15 protein-coding genes are annotated in these 13,571 nt (G+C 70.0%); 6 read left to right on the top strand and 9 right to left on the bottom strand.

Annotation, left to right across the window (positions count from 1 at the left end; translation table 11 throughout):
• Window positions 1-134: 134 nt before the first annotated feature.
• Genes ACFVIV_RS38460 through ACFVIV_RS38445 form a run of 4 tightly spaced genes read right to left on the bottom strand, consistent with a single transcriptional unit; the run spans window position 135 to window position 5,358 of the window.
• Window positions 135-404, bottom strand: coding sequence for a hypothetical protein (locus ACFVIV_RS38460; protein ID WP_379205164.1), 270 nt, complete (start codon window positions 402-404; stop codon window positions 135-137).
• 28 nt (window positions 405-432) lie between these two features.
• The gene (locus ACFVIV_RS38455; RefSeq protein ID WP_379205162.1) at window positions 433-975 is read right to left on the bottom strand and encodes a hypothetical protein; all 543 of its coding nucleotides are present in this window, start codon (window positions 973-975) and stop codon (window positions 433-435) included.
• Between the two features lie 47 nt (window positions 976-1,022).
• Window positions 1,023-5,024: a hypothetical protein gene (locus ACFVIV_RS38450; RefSeq protein ID WP_379205161.1), complete on the bottom strand. Its 4,002-nt coding sequence runs from the start codon at window positions 5,022-5,024 to the stop codon at window positions 1,023-1,025.
• 34 nt (window positions 5,025-5,058) lie between these two features.
• Window positions 5,059-5,358, bottom strand: a complete 300-nt coding sequence (locus ACFVIV_RS38445; protein ID WP_379205159.1) for a hypothetical protein — start codon at window positions 5,356-5,358, stop codon at window positions 5,059-5,061.
• A gap of 224 nt (window positions 5,359-5,582) precedes the next feature.
• Between ACFVIV_RS38445 and ACFVIV_RS38440 the strand changes: the two genes are divergently transcribed.
• From ACFVIV_RS38440 to hisH, 5 genes are all read left to right on the top strand, one after another.
• On the top strand, window positions 5,583-6,305 hold the full coding sequence (locus tag ACFVIV_RS38440; protein ID WP_379205158.1) for a DsbA family protein: 723 nt from the start codon (window positions 5,583-5,585) through the stop codon (window positions 6,303-6,305).
• Between the two features lie 139 nt (window positions 6,306-6,444).
• A complete protein-coding gene (hisD, locus tag ACFVIV_RS38435) occupies window positions 6,445-7,782 on the top strand; it encodes a histidinol dehydrogenase (protein WP_379205157.1) in 1,338 nt (445 codons plus the stop codon).
• Between the two features lie 5 nt (window positions 7,783-7,787).
• Window positions 7,788-8,909, top strand: a complete 1,122-nt coding sequence (locus ACFVIV_RS38430) for a histidinol-phosphate transaminase (RefSeq protein ID WP_379205155.1) — start codon at window positions 7,788-7,790, stop codon at window positions 8,907-8,909.
• Window positions 8,906-9,538, top strand: coding sequence for an imidazoleglycerol-phosphate dehydratase HisB (gene hisB / locus ACFVIV_RS38425; protein WP_379205154.1), 633 nt, complete (start codon window positions 8,906-8,908; stop codon window positions 9,536-9,538). The genes ACFVIV_RS38430 and hisB overlap by 4 nt, the downstream gene beginning before the upstream one ends.
• Window positions 9,535-10,176: an imidazole glycerol phosphate synthase subunit HisH gene (gene hisH / locus ACFVIV_RS38420; protein WP_379205152.1), complete on the top strand. Its 642-nt coding sequence runs from the start codon at window positions 9,535-9,537 to the stop codon at window positions 10,174-10,176. The genes hisB and hisH overlap by 4 nt, the downstream gene beginning before the upstream one ends.
• A gap of 36 nt (window positions 10,177-10,212) precedes the next feature.
• Here hisH and ACFVIV_RS38415 read toward each other — a convergent pair whose 3' ends face one another.
• Window positions 10,213-10,527, bottom strand: coding sequence for a hypothetical protein (locus ACFVIV_RS38415; protein WP_379205150.1), 315 nt, complete (start codon window positions 10,525-10,527; stop codon window positions 10,213-10,215).
• Complete coding sequence (locus tag ACFVIV_RS38410) at window positions 10,520-10,735, bottom strand: hypothetical protein (RefSeq protein ID WP_379205148.1); 216 nt, start codon at window positions 10,733-10,735, stop codon at window positions 10,520-10,522. Before ACFVIV_RS38410 ends, ACFVIV_RS38415 begins: the two co-directional genes overlap by 8 nt.
• Before the next feature lie 91 nt (window positions 10,736-10,826).
• Between ACFVIV_RS38410 and ACFVIV_RS38405 the strand changes: the two genes are divergently transcribed.
• On the top strand, window positions 10,827-11,276 hold the full coding sequence (locus ACFVIV_RS38405; RefSeq protein WP_379205146.1) for a MarR family winged helix-turn-helix transcriptional regulator: 450 nt from the start codon (window positions 10,827-10,829) through the stop codon (window positions 11,274-11,276).
• Here ACFVIV_RS38405 and ACFVIV_RS38400 read toward each other — a convergent pair.
• The 3 genes from ACFVIV_RS38400 to ACFVIV_RS38390 form a co-directional block, all read right to left on the bottom strand.
• Window positions 11,196-12,098: a cytochrome c biogenesis CcdA family protein gene (locus ACFVIV_RS38400; RefSeq protein ID WP_379205144.1), complete on the bottom strand. Its 903-nt coding sequence runs from the start codon at window positions 12,096-12,098 to the stop codon at window positions 11,196-11,198. The genes ACFVIV_RS38405 and ACFVIV_RS38400 overlap by 81 nt on opposite strands.
• Complete coding sequence (locus ACFVIV_RS38395) at window positions 12,095-12,877, bottom strand: DsbA family protein (protein ID WP_379205142.1); 783 nt, start codon at window positions 12,875-12,877, stop codon at window positions 12,095-12,097. The genes ACFVIV_RS38400 and ACFVIV_RS38395 overlap by 4 nt, the downstream gene beginning before the upstream one ends.
• A 111-nt stretch (window positions 12,878-12,988) precedes the next feature.
• Entirely contained in the window at window positions 12,989-13,438 is a 450-nt protein-coding gene (locus tag ACFVIV_RS38390) for a hypothetical protein (protein WP_379205141.1), read from the bottom strand.
• Between the last annotated feature and the right edge of the window lie 133 nt (window positions 13,439-13,571).

Here is a 13,571-nt window from a genome sequence, read left to right as displayed (position 1 = left end):
GGCGGCGGCGGTTGCTGGGGGGGTTAGGGGGAGCGGGGGCCGCGCCGGGGGGGGCCGGGGCGGGGGCGCCGCGGGCCGGGGCGGCCAGCGTCATCATGGCCGCCACGATGACGATCGCCGCCCGGCGCGCCCGGTCAGGCGACATGGGACAGTCCCGAGAGCACGGCGTTCTGCACGGCGGGCAGGAAGCCCAGATTCGCCACCAGGGCCATCCCGAGGCCGAGCCGGATCCGCCGGTGCCGGTTCCACCAGCCGACCGGTGCGCGGCGGCGGTGACGGGGCAGCGGGAGCGCCTCGCCCACATTCTCCTCGTAGTATCCGTAAGCGACTGGCGCGGAACGGGTGTCGATCAGCCCGCCGAGTGGATCGACGGTACTCGTACCGGTGGATCGGAACTCCAGCATGGCGTACTCCTCGAGCGTCGGGGACGGGTCAGGAGATGGTGTCGGTCCACGGCCGCAGCAGGGCGTCGTACACGTCCTGCGTGAACCGGCCGCGGCCGACGAGATCGCTCAGCACGGCCGCGGTGACGGCCTGGCTGACCACGGTGAGCGTGCCGATGGAGCCGAGCGATTGCAGCAGCCCGGCGATATCGCCGCCGGTGGCCGCGGCCGGGCCGGACGAGACGGACTGTCCGGCAACGAGTCCCGCGATCTGCACATTGCGGGAGCGGCCGAACTCCTTGGCCGTCTCGCTCGCGATCTGCAATGGCTGCGGATCCTCCGACGGCTGCCCGAGGCCGGACAGCAGCCCGGCCAGGCCGCCGGCGCCGCCCCCGGTGAGGGCGGCCATTCCGGCCTGCATCTGCTTGCCCGCCTCGGCATTGAGCCGTTCCCGCTCCTCGGCGGTGAGCTGGGCGGCGCGCTCCACGATCCGCACCACCGCCCGCCACTGCGGGCCGTACAGGTATTCCAGGTGCAGCGCCGGATCGGCCGGATCGAATCCCGCGGTGTTCTCATTGGTTTCGACGTTCATGACGAACTCCTTCATTTCCGATGGATGGGAAGGGATTTCGATGACGCTCACACACCGACCGAGACCAGGCGCCGGGTGTCGTTGTCCTGCAAGCCGTCCGCCGCATCCGCGCCGACCAGGGGAATCTCGGCGTGGGCGACGGGAGCGGCGGCCGGACGGGCCGCGGGCGCCAGCAGCGCCTGCAATCCCGCGATGACCTGATCCAGGCTCGCGGTATCGGTAATGCTGTCGAGAAACTGGCTACCGGTCTCCGCCGCACCGCCACTGCCCTGCGCATCGAGGGCCGCGCGAACAGCGGAGATGACATACGACCGGAACGCCGGATCCAGCAGCAACAGCAGCGGCAGCAGCACGAGTGCCACCAGCGCCGCCAGCGCCAGCGGGGCGCCGAGAGCCAGCCCACCCGCCAGCAGCGGCAGCCCCAGGGCCAGCGCACCGGCCAGCACAGGAGCGGCGACCGCCGCGATCGCGAGGGCCGGAATCGCCACCGCGGCCAGCAGCGCCAGCGCCGGAACGGCGATCGCCGCCAGCACGGCCAGTGCCGGAATGGCCACCACCGCGAGCGCGGCGAGCGCAGCGACGCCCAATCCTGCCGCACCGGCACCGGCGGCGATGACCGCCAGGACCGGCAGCGCCAGCGCAATGGCGAAGGCGCCCACCGGGATTGCCAGCAGGAGCAGCGGCAGCAGGGCGAGGGTGATCAGGCCGACCAGCGCCAGCGGCACGCCGACCGCCAGCAGCGGAATGCCGATCACCGCGACCGCCGCGAGGCCCAGGGCCACCACCGGAGCCGCCGCGGCCGCGACCGCGCCGAGCGCCGCCAGGGCCAGGATCGGCAGGGCCGCCGCGACCAGGGCGGCCAGCGCGGCCGCGATCGGCGCCAGGGCCAGCACCGCCAGCACGCCCAGGATGACGGGTGCGGAGAAGTCGACGGCCATGGACACCAGCCAGGCGGCCAGCGCGAATCCCTTGACGGCGAACCACAATCCACCGGCCAGGATGAGCGCCAGCAGCGGCACGCCGAACAGGCCCAGCGCGCTGATGCCCAGCGCCGCGCCCGCCACGGTCAGCCCCGCCACCAGGAACGGCAGCCAGACCGCGCCCACGGCGAGGGCGATCACCGGGGACAACGCGGTGGACAGGATCGGCGCGAACGGGCCCACGATGAGGAACGGCAGCGTGAGCACCGCGGCCGCCACCAGCGCGGCGACGCCGACCGGCAGCATGGCGATCACCGCGGCCAGGGCCACGCCCAGCGCGAGGACCGCGCCCGCCACGAATTCCGCACCGAGAATGGCCAATCCGGCCGCGAGGACCGCGCTGATGACCGCGCCGGCCACCACCGTGGCGGCGATCGCCACCGGAATGGCGACCAGCAGGAACGGCGGGAACAAGCTGGCCGCGTACACGAACGAGGTGATGATCAGCAGCGCGGTCAGCGCCAGCGGAATACCGCTGGCCACGGTCAGCACGCCGACCAGGCCCATGAGCAGACCGGTCACGATCGCCGTGCCGCCGATTCCGGCCAGCACCGTCAGCAGTTGCGCGCCCAGCAGGAACGGCAAGGCCAGCAAGGCGATCGGCGGATTGATGACGATCAGTGCGCCCAGCGCCAGCGTCAGCATGGCGAAGGACAGCACATTGATGGCCAGGCCGCCCACCGCCGTGACCGCGACCGCCGCCAGCGCCCACGCGATCATGAGACCGGTCAGCGCGATGAACCCGCCCAGGGTGAAGACGAAGTTCAGCGCGACCAGACCCATGACCGCCGCCGACACGATGGCCGCGAAGGCGATGAGCGCGGGCAGTACGAACGGAATCGTGTACGGCATCAGCAACATCAGCAGACCGCCCGCGATCACCGTGCCGCCCGCCCAGGTCACCGCCGCCACCAGGATCAGCGTCGTGCACAGCGCCACCAGCAGACCCGAGGCGCCCGCGGCGCCGAACAGGAACAGCAGGCCCAGCGCCGCCGGAATGCCGACCAGCACCAGCAGGAACAGCGGAGCCAGCAGCGGACCCACCACCGGCAGTGCGAAAACCAGTGCGGCGGTGGCGATCAGGCCGGCGATGACGGCCACGCCGGAGGCGATGGCGCCGCCCGCGGCCAGGATGAGCGTGGCCGCGGCCGCACCGAACCAGAGCACCACGGCCGTGGCCAGGTGCACCGCTGTCGCCACCAGGGACAGTGCCAGCAGCGCGATCACGGCCGCCGAGCCGACCACCGACAGCGCGGCCAGACCGGCGACGAACAGCGCGCCGATCGCGGTGCCCGCAATGAGCGCCGCCGCCGCGAACAGAATGAGCGCGGCCACCGCCAGCACCGCGAGCACGGGCAGCGTGATCAGGCCGAACGGGGTGAACAGCGAGGCCACCGCGAGCGCGCCGCCCAGTACCGCGGCCGCCACGAAAGCCGTTGCCAGGGTGCCGAATACGACTGCCGCCAAGCCGATGGAACCCACGATCAACCCGCCCAGCGCCAGCACCGAGAACACGAACGGCGCGATGAACAGGCCCAGGAACGGCACGAAGATGCTGGTCACCAGGCCCGCCGCCAGCAGGCCCACGAACGCGGCCGCCAGGCCCACGCCGCCGATGGCCAGGAACGCTCCGGCCAGCGCGATACCGCCGACCACAATGGTCGCGAAGGCGGCCAGACCGGCGACCAGGATGATCGGGGCCAGCACCTGGAAGGCGATGAACGCCACCGGCGCGGCAATGATCAGCACCGGAATCGCGATGAGCGCCAGCACCGCCAGCACCGGCAGGGCCAGCACCGCGAGCACGATGCCGCCCACCACCAGGGCGCCGATCACCAGCGGTGCGAGCAGGATCGCACCGAGGACGACGACCGCGCCTATACCGATCGCGCCGATGGCCAGGGCGCCGGCGAACAGCAGCGGCGCGATGGCGAACAGGCCCACGATCGGCAGCGCCAGCGCCGGCAGCGCCGCATTGCGCCGGACACCGCTGGTGCCCAGCAGGCCGCGGAGATCCTGCAGCAGCGGCGCGAACGCGGCCGCGGGATCGGCGACGAAGCCGAGCACCGGGCTCAGGAATCCGAGCAGCGGGGCGATGCCGCTGAAAGCCGGTGCGGCGAAACCGAGTACGGCCGCGCCGAGCGCCTCCAGCCCGGCGGCCGGATCCGAGGTCAGCCGCCGCACGGTCTCGGCGAGCTGCTGGAGCGGATCACCCGCGCCGAGGGTATTGCCCAGCAACGGATCGAGCGCCTCCCGCAGCGCGCCCGCGCCGGCGGCGTCGACCGGGAAGTTGAACAGTCCGCGGCCGCGATCGATGAGCTCGGTGATCGGGTCCCGGGCGCTGTCGGGATCGCGGCGGGTGCCGGCGGCCTCGATGGCGCGGGTGACGAAGTTCAGCAGATCCTGCACCGGCTGCCGCAGCGGACCGGACGGGAAGGTGGTGTCGGCCCAACCGGCCAGCTGCCGCAGATCCAGCCCGGAACCGGCCACCTCGGCCGCGGCGGCCGCGATCTCGGTAATGGGCGCGGCGACCGGACCGAGCAGTCCGGACAGCTGGGGTGCACCGGCCGGGACCGTGCCGACCGCGGGGGTGGTCGCCGGACCCGACGGGGCCGAACCCGGAATCTGCGGGGCCTTGGGAATCAACGGCGCCACCGGGGTTCCGGCGGTCGCATCGTTCAACGCGCCCATGGCCTGATCGAGCACCCCCTGCGCGGCGGGTCCCAGGTCCGGACCGAGCACCGTGCCGAGATCCGGGACGGCATTGCCGATGGCCGTGCCGAGTTCGGGCAGGGGAGCGCCCAGATCCGGAATCGGCACGCCGAGATCCGGAATGCCGAGCTGCGGCTGCCCGGGCGCGCCGAGGGCGGGCCGGGCCAGATCGCCGGGGGAGACGGGCGGAACCAGCGGCGCGGGCGCCTGGGCCGTGGCCTCACCGGTCGACACCATGACGGTGGCCAGGGAGGCGAAGGCCGCGGCCGCGTAGAGACCACGGCGGTTGCGCTTGCACTCCTTCTGCTGCCGGGCGGCGCGTTTGGTCGTCCGGGTGCGTACGAGGGATGCGGACATGGGACGGAACCTTTCGATCGGGAGGAAGAAGCACTCAGGCCGGGCCGGTTTCCCCGGCCGCACAATTCGCTCGCGATACGCCACCCTCGGCGCCCAGGGTGGGGCCGATCCGGGTGTGCGGCAGTCCGCCGAGATCGCGGCACCGGATGAAGGCGTGCTGTCCGGCGCCCGCGCCCGGCGGGCAGGTGAGGGTCATCTGATCGGGCACCGAATCGTCGGTGACGCACCCGGTGGCCGGTTCGGCCGCAGCCTCGACCGGCGTTTCGAGTACCGCGCCCGCAAAGGCGGATACGACTAACACAGCTAATGCCGTGAGTTTGCCGATGTAGGTCATCAGCCGATGGTCCGAAGACGGGCCGGAGGCGGTCAATGTGACCGGGGCTACAAACGGTTAGTATGTGCAGGTCAAAGCCCTCGAATGGGATGTCCGCTGCGGATAAGAGTTACGGCTTTTTTATGGCGGGACGCCTTGACGGATTATCTCTCGGAGTTTCCTGATCAACGGTCCAGCAATTTGATGGCTATCAACAGAATTCGCCGAAGGGAAGAGTGATCGCCGTGAGCAAGAACCGCAGCGGGCGCACGGTCGCGCGAGCGGCGCACCCGCGCCGATACTTCACTCCCTTCACGGTGGCCGCCGGGGTGCTGCTCATCGCCCTCGTCGTGGTGATCGCGGCAAGCTTTCTCGCCAAGCATCGCGACAAGGAGCAGGCCGCGGCCGCGGTGGCCCCGCCCGCGGTCTTCACCGGTGACGGCAGGCTCCGCTTCGGCGATGCGCCGACGACCGTCACGGTCATCACCGACTTCCAATGCCCGGTGTGCCGCGAGTTCACCGCCACCACCGGCCCCATGCTCACCGACCTGGTGCGCTCCGGCGAGGCCGCCGTCGACTACGACACCGTCGCCGTGCTCGACCGCGCCTCCACCGACCGCTACTCCTCCCGGGCCACCAATGCCGGCGTCTGCGTGGCCGTCGCGAACAAGGACGCCTGGCCCGGCTTCGAACAGCGGGTATTCGCGGCGCAACCCGCCGAGGGCGGGCCCGGTCTCACCGACGACCGGCTGATCGCGCTCGCGGCCGAGGCGGGCGCGAGCGGCCCGGATGTGGCGGCCTGCATCACCTCGGACCGGTATGCCGGATTCGTCGAAGCCCACGGTCGCGACGCGATTGCCGCCGGTCTGACCCATGTCCCGGTGGTGCGGGTGGACGGGCAGACCGTCGAAAACCTCACCCCCGACGGTCTGCGCGCGGCCCTCGACCGCGCTCGGCAAGAGCGCTAGCCCGTGCCCGGCGGGGGCACTAGCCCGCGCCGAGCGATGAGCGCCGGCGCCGACCCGATAGTCTGATAGCTGGTCGCAAGCAGTTTCGACTGCGTGCGCGACCCCTTCGATTCAGCACAGACAAGGACTGCACAGCGCTATGACCAGCCGCATCGAGCTCGCCCGCGTGGATCTGCGCGGACGGACGCCCACGACTGCCGAACTGCGCGCGGCACTGCCGCGCGGAGGCGTCGACGTGGACTCGGTGCTGCATCATGTGCGGCCGGTCGTGGAGGCCATCCGCGATCGGGGCGTCGAGGCGGCCATCGAATTCAGCGAGAAGTTCGACGGAGTGAAGCCGGTATCGGTGCGGGTGCCCGCGGCCGAACTGGAGAAGGCCCTCGCCGAACTCGATCCGCAGGTGCGGACCGCCCTCGAGGTCGCCATCGAGCGCACCCGCAAGGTGCACGACGATCAGCGGCGCACCGACAAGACCACCCAGGTGGTGCCCGGCGGCACCGTCACCGAGCGGTGGGTTCCGGTCGAGCGGGTCGGGCTGTACGTGCCGGGCGGCAATGCCGTCTACCCGTCCAGCGTGGTCATGAATGTGGTTCCGGCCCAGGCCGCCGGCGTGGATTCGCTGGTGGTGGCCTCGCCGCCGCAGGCGCAGTTCGGCGGACTGCCGCACCCGACCATCCTGGCGGCCGCGCGGCTGCTGGGCGTCGACGAGGTGTGGGCGGTCGGCGGAGCGCAGGCGGTCGCGCTGCTGTCCTACGGCGGCGTCGACACCGACGGCGCGCGCCTGGAGCCGGTCGACATGATCACCGGGCCGGGCAATATCTATGTGACCGCCGCCAAGCGGCTGTGCCGCGGCCTGGTCGGCATCGACGCCGAGGCCGGGCCCACCGAGATCGCGATTCTGGCCGACGCCACCGCCGATCCGGGACATGTTGCCGCCGACCTCATTTCGCAGGCCGAGCACGATGTGCTGGCCGCGAGCGTGCTCGTCACCGACAGCGTGGAACTGGCCGACGCGGTCGATGCCGCGCTCACCGCGCAGATGGCCGTGGTCAAGCACCACGATCGGGTCGCGGAAGCCTTGTCCGGCAAGCAGTCCGGCACCGTGCTCGTGGACGATATCGCGCAGGGCCTGCGCGTGGTGAATGCCTACGCCGCCGAGCACCTGGAGATCCAGACCGCCGACGCGGCCGCCGTCGCCGCCCGGGTGCGCAGTGCCGGAGCGGTTTTCGTGGGCGCCTGGTCGCCGGTGAGCCTCGGCGACTACTGCGCCGGCTCCAATCACGTGCTGCCCACCGCCGGATGCGCCCGGCACTCTTCGGGTTTGAGCGTGCAGACCTTCCTGCGCGGCATCCACGTCGTGGAGTACTCCGAGGATGCGCTGAAGGATGTGGCCGGGCACGTGGTGGCGCTGGCCAATGCCGAGGATCTGCCCGCGCACGGCCAGGCCGTGCAGGTGCGATTCGGAGAGCTGCGGTGAATGCTGTGACTGCTCCCGGATCGAATATCTCCCTCGACGATCTGCCGCTGCGGGACAATCTGCGCGGCAAGAGCCCGTACGGCGCACCGCAATTGACGGTGCCGGTGCAGCTCAATACCAATGAGAACCCGCACCCGCCGAGCAAGGCGCTGGTCGACGACGTGGCCGAATCCGTGCGCGCCGCGGCCGCCGATCTGCACCGGTACCCGGACCGCGATGCGGTGGGGCTGCGCACCGATCTGGCCGCCTACCTGACCCGGCAGACCGGTGTCGCGGTGCAGGTGTCGAATGTGTGGGCCGCCAATGGCTCCAATGAGATCCTGCAGCAGCTGCTGCAGGCCTTCGGCGGACCCGGCCGCAGCGCACTGGGTTTCGTGCCGTCGTACTCGATGCACCCGATCATCTCCGAGGGCATCGACACCGAATGGATCGAAGCCAAGCGCAATGGCGACTTCTCCCTCGACATCGATTACGCCATCGCGGCCATCGGCGAACGCCGCCCCGATGTGGTGTTCGTGACCAGCCCCAATAACCCGACCGGCCACAGCATTCCGCAGGAGGACCTGGTCCGGATTCTCGAGGCCGCCCCCGGCATCGTGGTGGTGGACGAGGCGTACGGCGAATTCTCCAGTGCCCCCAGTGCTCTGGCGTTGATCGACCGATACCCGGCCAAGCTGGTGGTGACCCGCACCATGAGCAAGGCGTTCGCCTTCGCGGGCGGGCGGCTGGGCTATCTGGCGGCCGCGCCCGCCGTCATCGACGCGCTGCTGCTGGTGCGGCTGCCGTATCACCTGTCGGTGGTCACCCAGGCCGCCGCGCGCGCGGCCCTGCGGCACGCCGACGAAACCCTCGGCAGCGTGGCCGAATTGGCGGCGCAGCGCGATCGCGTCATGGCAGCGCTGGCGGAGCTGGGCTACGAGGTCATCCCCTCCGACGCCAACTTCGTGCTCTTCGGCCGCTTCGCCGACGCGCCCGCCACCTGGAAGCGCTACCTCGACGAAGGGGTACTCATTCGCGACGTCGGCATTCCGGGATATCTGCGCGCCACCATCGGCCTGGCCGCCGAGAACGACGAATTCCTGCGTGTCAGCGCGAAACTGGTCGCGACCGAACTGGTCGCCTCATGAGTACGGAAGCGAACATGGACCGAATCGCCCGCGTCGAACGCACCACTCGCGAATCCAGCATCGTGGTGGAGCTCAACCTCGACGGTTCCGGTAAGACCGACATCTCCACCGGCGTCCCGTTCTACGACCACATGCTCACCGCCTTCGGCCAGCACGGCAGCTTCGATCTGAGCATTGCCGCCCAGGGCGATATCGAGATCGAGGCCCACCACACCGTCGAGGACACCGCCATCGTCCTCGGCCAGGCCCTCGCTCAGGCGCTCGGCGACAAGAAGGGCATCCGCCGCTTCGGCGATTCCTTCATCCCCATGGACGAAACCCTCGCCCAGGCCATTGTCGACGTGTCCGGCCGCCCGTACTGCGTGCACACCGGTGAACCGGAACACATGCTGCACACCGTGATTCCCAGCGTGGGCGCCGGCGCCTCCTACTCGACCGTGATCAACCGGCACGTCTTCGAGTCCATTGCGCTCAATGCCCGCATCGCGCTGCACGTGCGCGTCCTCTACGGCCGCGATCAGCACCACATCACCGAAGCCGAATTCAAAGCTGTCGCACGGGCTTTGCGGGCCGCCGTCGAATACGACCCGCGCGTGACCGGCATCCCCTCCACCAAGGGAACCCTATGAGCACCAAGAAGATCGCCCTGCTCGACTACGGCTCCGGCAACCTGCACTCGGCCGAACGCGCCCTGGCGCGCACCGGCGCCGAGGTGACGGTCACGGCCGATCCCGAAATCGCCTTGAACGCGGACGGTCTCGTGGTGCCCGGCGTGGGCGCGTTCGCCGCCTGCATGTCCGGCCTGCTCGGCGTGCGCGGCGATCGCATTATCGGCAAGCGCCTCGCCGGCGGCCGGCCCGTCCTCGGCATCTGCGTGGGCATGCAGATCCTCTTCGAGCGCGGCGTCGAATTCGGCGTCGAAACCGAGGGCTGCGCCGAATGGCCCGGCGTCGTCGAGCGTCTGGACGCACCCGTGCTGCCGCACATGGGCTGGAACACGGTCAAGGCGCCGGAGGACAGCGTGCTGTTCGGCGGCATGGACGCCGACACCCGGTTCTACTTCGTCCACTCCTATGCCGCCCAGCACTGGGCGTGGAATGACGAGACCGCCAGCCACATCGCGCTGCCCAAGCTGACCTGGGCCGAGCACGGGGTGCCCTTCCTGGCGGCGGTCGAGAACGGGCCGCTGTCGGCGACCCAGTTCCACCCGGAGAAGTCCGGCGACGCCGGCGCGCAGCTGCTGCGCAACTGGGTCGAATCGATCTGATCGGAGTCCGATCGGGATTCGGAGTCCGATCGGGATTCAGAGGTCGAACCGCGCCCGCAGCGCGACCTTCAATTCCTCGAGCGAAGCCTCGGTCAGCCGGGCCTGGCGGGTAATGAAGTAGTCCTTCGGCAGGGCGGCTATGTCGTGCACCGCGATGACATAGTCGCCCGGCAGGCGCACGGTGAGCAGTTCGAGGGAGGGCGGCACCTCCCGCGCCTCGCGCACCCGGGCGCACAGGATCGACGGCCGCAACCGGGCCACTGCGTCGGAGTCCACGATGACCACCGAGAACTGCATTCCGGCCACGGTGCGAATCCGCCAGATCTCGCCTTGCGCACCGGGATCAGTCATCGGACCGGAACAGCGCCCCCTCCGCGGCGAAGGTCGTATCGGCCCCGCCCCGCTCCGCCTCGAAGGCGGCCAGCTTGCGCAGATCATCCTCGAGCATTCGCTGCCGCACCGCCCGGGCAATGTATTCGCTCTGCTTACCTTCTCCGGCAACCTTCTTCAGCCGCACTGCAATCTCATCCGGCAGCAGTACGGTCACCTTCGTGGCCATGCGTACGATCGTACGGCCATAGCCACTGCCTCTCAATCGGCATAGCCACTGCCTCTCAATTGGTCCGAAGAGTCGGTTTAGAGTGCTTGTCGTGGACATCGTGCACGAGGGAGCATCCGGTCGGCTGCGGGCCCTGCCGACGCGGCTGGTCAATCAGGTCGCCCTGCTCGCCAATCGGGCGACCGAGCGGGCCTTGGCGGAGACCGGGTCGCGGCGGTACCACTACGCGCTGCTCGCGACGCTCGATGAGTTCGGGCCGGACAGCCAGGCGGAGCTGGGGCGGCGCACGGGTATCGACCGCAGCGATATGGTCGCGGCGGTCAATGAGCTGACCGATCGCGGGTTCGTGACGCGCAGTCCGGACCCGGGTGATCGACGCCGGAATATCGTGAGCCTCACGCGTTCCGGCGCCGATCATCTGCGGGAACTCGACGACCGGCTGGCCGTCGCGCAGGATGAACTACTGGTCGGCTTTTCCGCCGCTGAGCGCGCCAACTTCATCCTCATGCTCAACCGAATCCTGGAGCGGCACAGTCGCTGACCGGTCGGAGCGCAGCAACCGCCAGGCCGCGACCAGCAGGGCGACAACGCCGAGCAGGAGCAGCACCGTCGTATCCGAGACGGCGTCGCTCAGGCGCATCACCTGGGTCTCCATATCGAATCCGGTTTCGGCGCTGACGGTTCCGGCAATGGCATTGCCGCCGTCGGAGAGCAGGAACAGGGCGCCGACGCCAATGAAGAACACGCCCGAGATCAGCGAGGTGGTGTGCAGGTGCAGGCGGCCGAGGGCGAAGGAGCGGCCGCGCAGCCAGCGGCGGCGGCCCAGATCGAAACGGTCCCACAGGATCGCCATGACGAACAGCGGCATGGCCATGCCCAGGGCATAGACCGCGAGCAGCGAACCACCGTGCACCGGTGAGGAACTCAGCGCCGCCACGGTGAGAATCGAGCCCAGGATCGGGCCGACGCAGAAGCCGGACAGGCCGTACACCATGCCCAGCAGATAGACGGCCCCGGACTTCTCGGACCCGCTGTGCTTGGCCATGCCGCGCTGCGCGAAGCCGAAAGCGAAACCGCGGCCGAGGATCTGGAGCACGCCGAGCGCGATGATGGTCCAGCCGCCGATGGCGATCACCAGTTCCCGATGCCGGGTCAGCACGCCGCCGAGCAGCGATCCGGCCGCGCCCAGCGGCACCAGGGTGGTGCACAGGCCGAGATAGAAGGCTCCGGTGCGGGAGATCAGCTTGCCGGTGGAGCCGAACGAATAGGCGAAGAAGCTCGGCAGCAGCAGTGCGCTGCACGGGCTCAGCAGTGCGAGCACACCGCCGAGAAACGCCGCCACATAACCGATTCCGGAGGTCACCGCTGGCCTCCCCGGTCCTGCAGCCCCGACTCGATGACCGCCATCATCTGCTCGACCGGCCGGGCGCCCAGCACCGGCCGCCCATTGATCAGGAACGCCGGCGTGGAATTGACCCCGATGCCGATCGCCTCGTTGACATCGGCGCTCAGCGCCGCCTTGGCCGCATCGGAATTCAGATCCGCCCGGAATTTGGCGAGATCGGCGACCCCAGCCTGCCCGGCCCACTCGGTCACGCTGTCATCGGTGTAGGCCCCGGTGTTCTTCTTGGCCGGCGAATTGGCGAACAGCAGATCGTGCATCTCCCAGAACTTCCCCTGCTGCCCGGCCGCCCACGCGGCCCGCGCCGCCAGCTCCGACTCCGCCCCGAAGAACGCCGCATTCCGCCACTCGATCCGCAACTGCCCGCTGTCGAGATACTTCTGCACCAGCTGCGGCTCGGTGTGCTGCGCGAACTGCTTGCAGTACGGGCACTGGAAATCCGAGAATTCGATCATCACCACCGGCGCGTCCACCGCCCCCCGCGCCATCGGATCCTTGGCATCCCGGCGCGCCAGCGCGGCCAGCTGCGCGAACATCGCGCTGTCGCCGGACTGCGAGGTCTCCTTTCCGGCCTGCGCGCCATCCTCCTCGTTCTTGCCGACCATCTGCGAAATGGCCAGCACGAGCAACACGACGGCAGCGAAAACCGCCAGCCCGCCCCCGATCTTGCGGATGGGCAACCCCGTGGGAACCGATGTGGCAGACGGCTTCCGGGTACGACGCTTCGAACGATCAGACATGAAAACAAGTGCTCCTGACTACACGCGCCCACCCGGACGCGCGACTGCGAATAAACGACATGCCGAACGCGACCCACCCGCCACAGGGCAAGGCAGTCCCGCGTGGGTCGTCTAAATCCGCAAAACCGTAGTCAGATCCAAGGGCGATACCGGCGGCCCACTCGCATCGATCGGCACGAACGCCCCGGACTCCCGGCATTCGCCGATCACCGACACCGGCGCATCGGGAATCGCCAACGGCAGCCGAATATCCTCCCGATGCGGCGCGGCCGCCTGCACCGGCGCCGCCGGTTGCTCCGGCGTCTTCCGGCAAGCCGGCGCCTGACCGATGAAAGCGACATGCTCAGCGCTACCGGGCACCGCGACAGCGGGTGCGTTATCCGCGACCGCCGCCACCACGTCCGGCCCCACCGCACCGGCCGAAATCCCCACCCGATCCGCCAGCGTGCACGCCGCGACCAGCCCCACAACCAACCCGATGATCGCCACCACAGCGCCCCCGAACAACGCCCGGCGGCGCTGCGAAGACGGCCGTCGGCGCGACCCGGATCGGAAATTCACGCCGCCGAGTGTACGGGACCCGCCGGGCTGCTATCGGTCAGCAATCGAGCGCGGTGGGGGGCTCGCAGCGCGGGGGGGCCGGGGGGGGGGGCGCGGCCCCCCCCCCCCCCGCCCAGCTGACCGCTGCTTCTCT

The sequence above is a fragment of the Nocardia sp. NPDC127526 genome, from assembly GCF_042672265.1.
GTDB lineage: Bacteria > Actinomycetota > Actinomycetes > Mycobacteriales > Mycobacteriaceae > Nocardia.
Note: the sequence above shows the minus strand (reverse complement) of the source record. Positions and strands in the feature narration are given on the sequence as shown.

Excerpts from the sequence above, each read along its gene's own strand:
- hisB (WP_379205154.1), top strand. The coding sequence starts at position 8,906 with ATGAGTACGGAAGCGAACATGGACCGAATCGCCCGCGTCGAACGCACC.
- hisH (WP_379205152.1), top strand. The coding sequence starts at position 9,535 with ATGAGCACCAAGAAGATCGCCCTGCTCGACTACGGCTCCGGCAACCTG.
- ACFVIV_RS38410 (WP_379205148.1), bottom strand. The coding sequence starts at position 10,735 with ATGGCCACGAAGGTGACCGTACTGCTGCCGGATGAGATTGCAGTGCGG.
- ACFVIV_RS38460 (WP_379205164.1), bottom strand. The coding sequence starts at position 404 with ATGCTGGAGTTCCGATCCACCGGTACGAGTACCGTCGATCCACTCGGC.
- ACFVIV_RS38450 (WP_379205161.1), bottom strand. The coding sequence starts at position 5,024 with ATGTCCGCATCCCTCGTACGCACCCGGACGACCAAACGCGCCGCCCGG.
- ACFVIV_RS38445 (WP_379205159.1), bottom strand. The coding sequence starts at position 5,358 with ATGACCTACATCGGCAAACTCACGGCATTAGCTGTGTTAGTCGTATCC.
- hisD (WP_379205157.1), top strand. The coding sequence starts at position 6,445 with ATGACCAGCCGCATCGAGCTCGCCCGCGTGGATCTGCGCGGACGGACG.
- ACFVIV_RS38395 (WP_379205142.1), bottom strand. The coding sequence starts at position 12,877 with ATGTCTGATCGTTCGAAGCGTCGTACCCGGAAGCCGTCTGCCACATCG.
- ACFVIV_RS38455 (WP_379205162.1), bottom strand. The coding sequence starts at position 975 with ATGAACGTCGAAACCAATGAGAACACCGCGGGATTCGATCCGGCCGAT.
- ACFVIV_RS38415 (WP_379205150.1), bottom strand. The coding sequence starts at position 10,527 with ATGACTGATCCCGGTGCGCAAGGCGAGATCTGGCGGATTCGCACCGTG.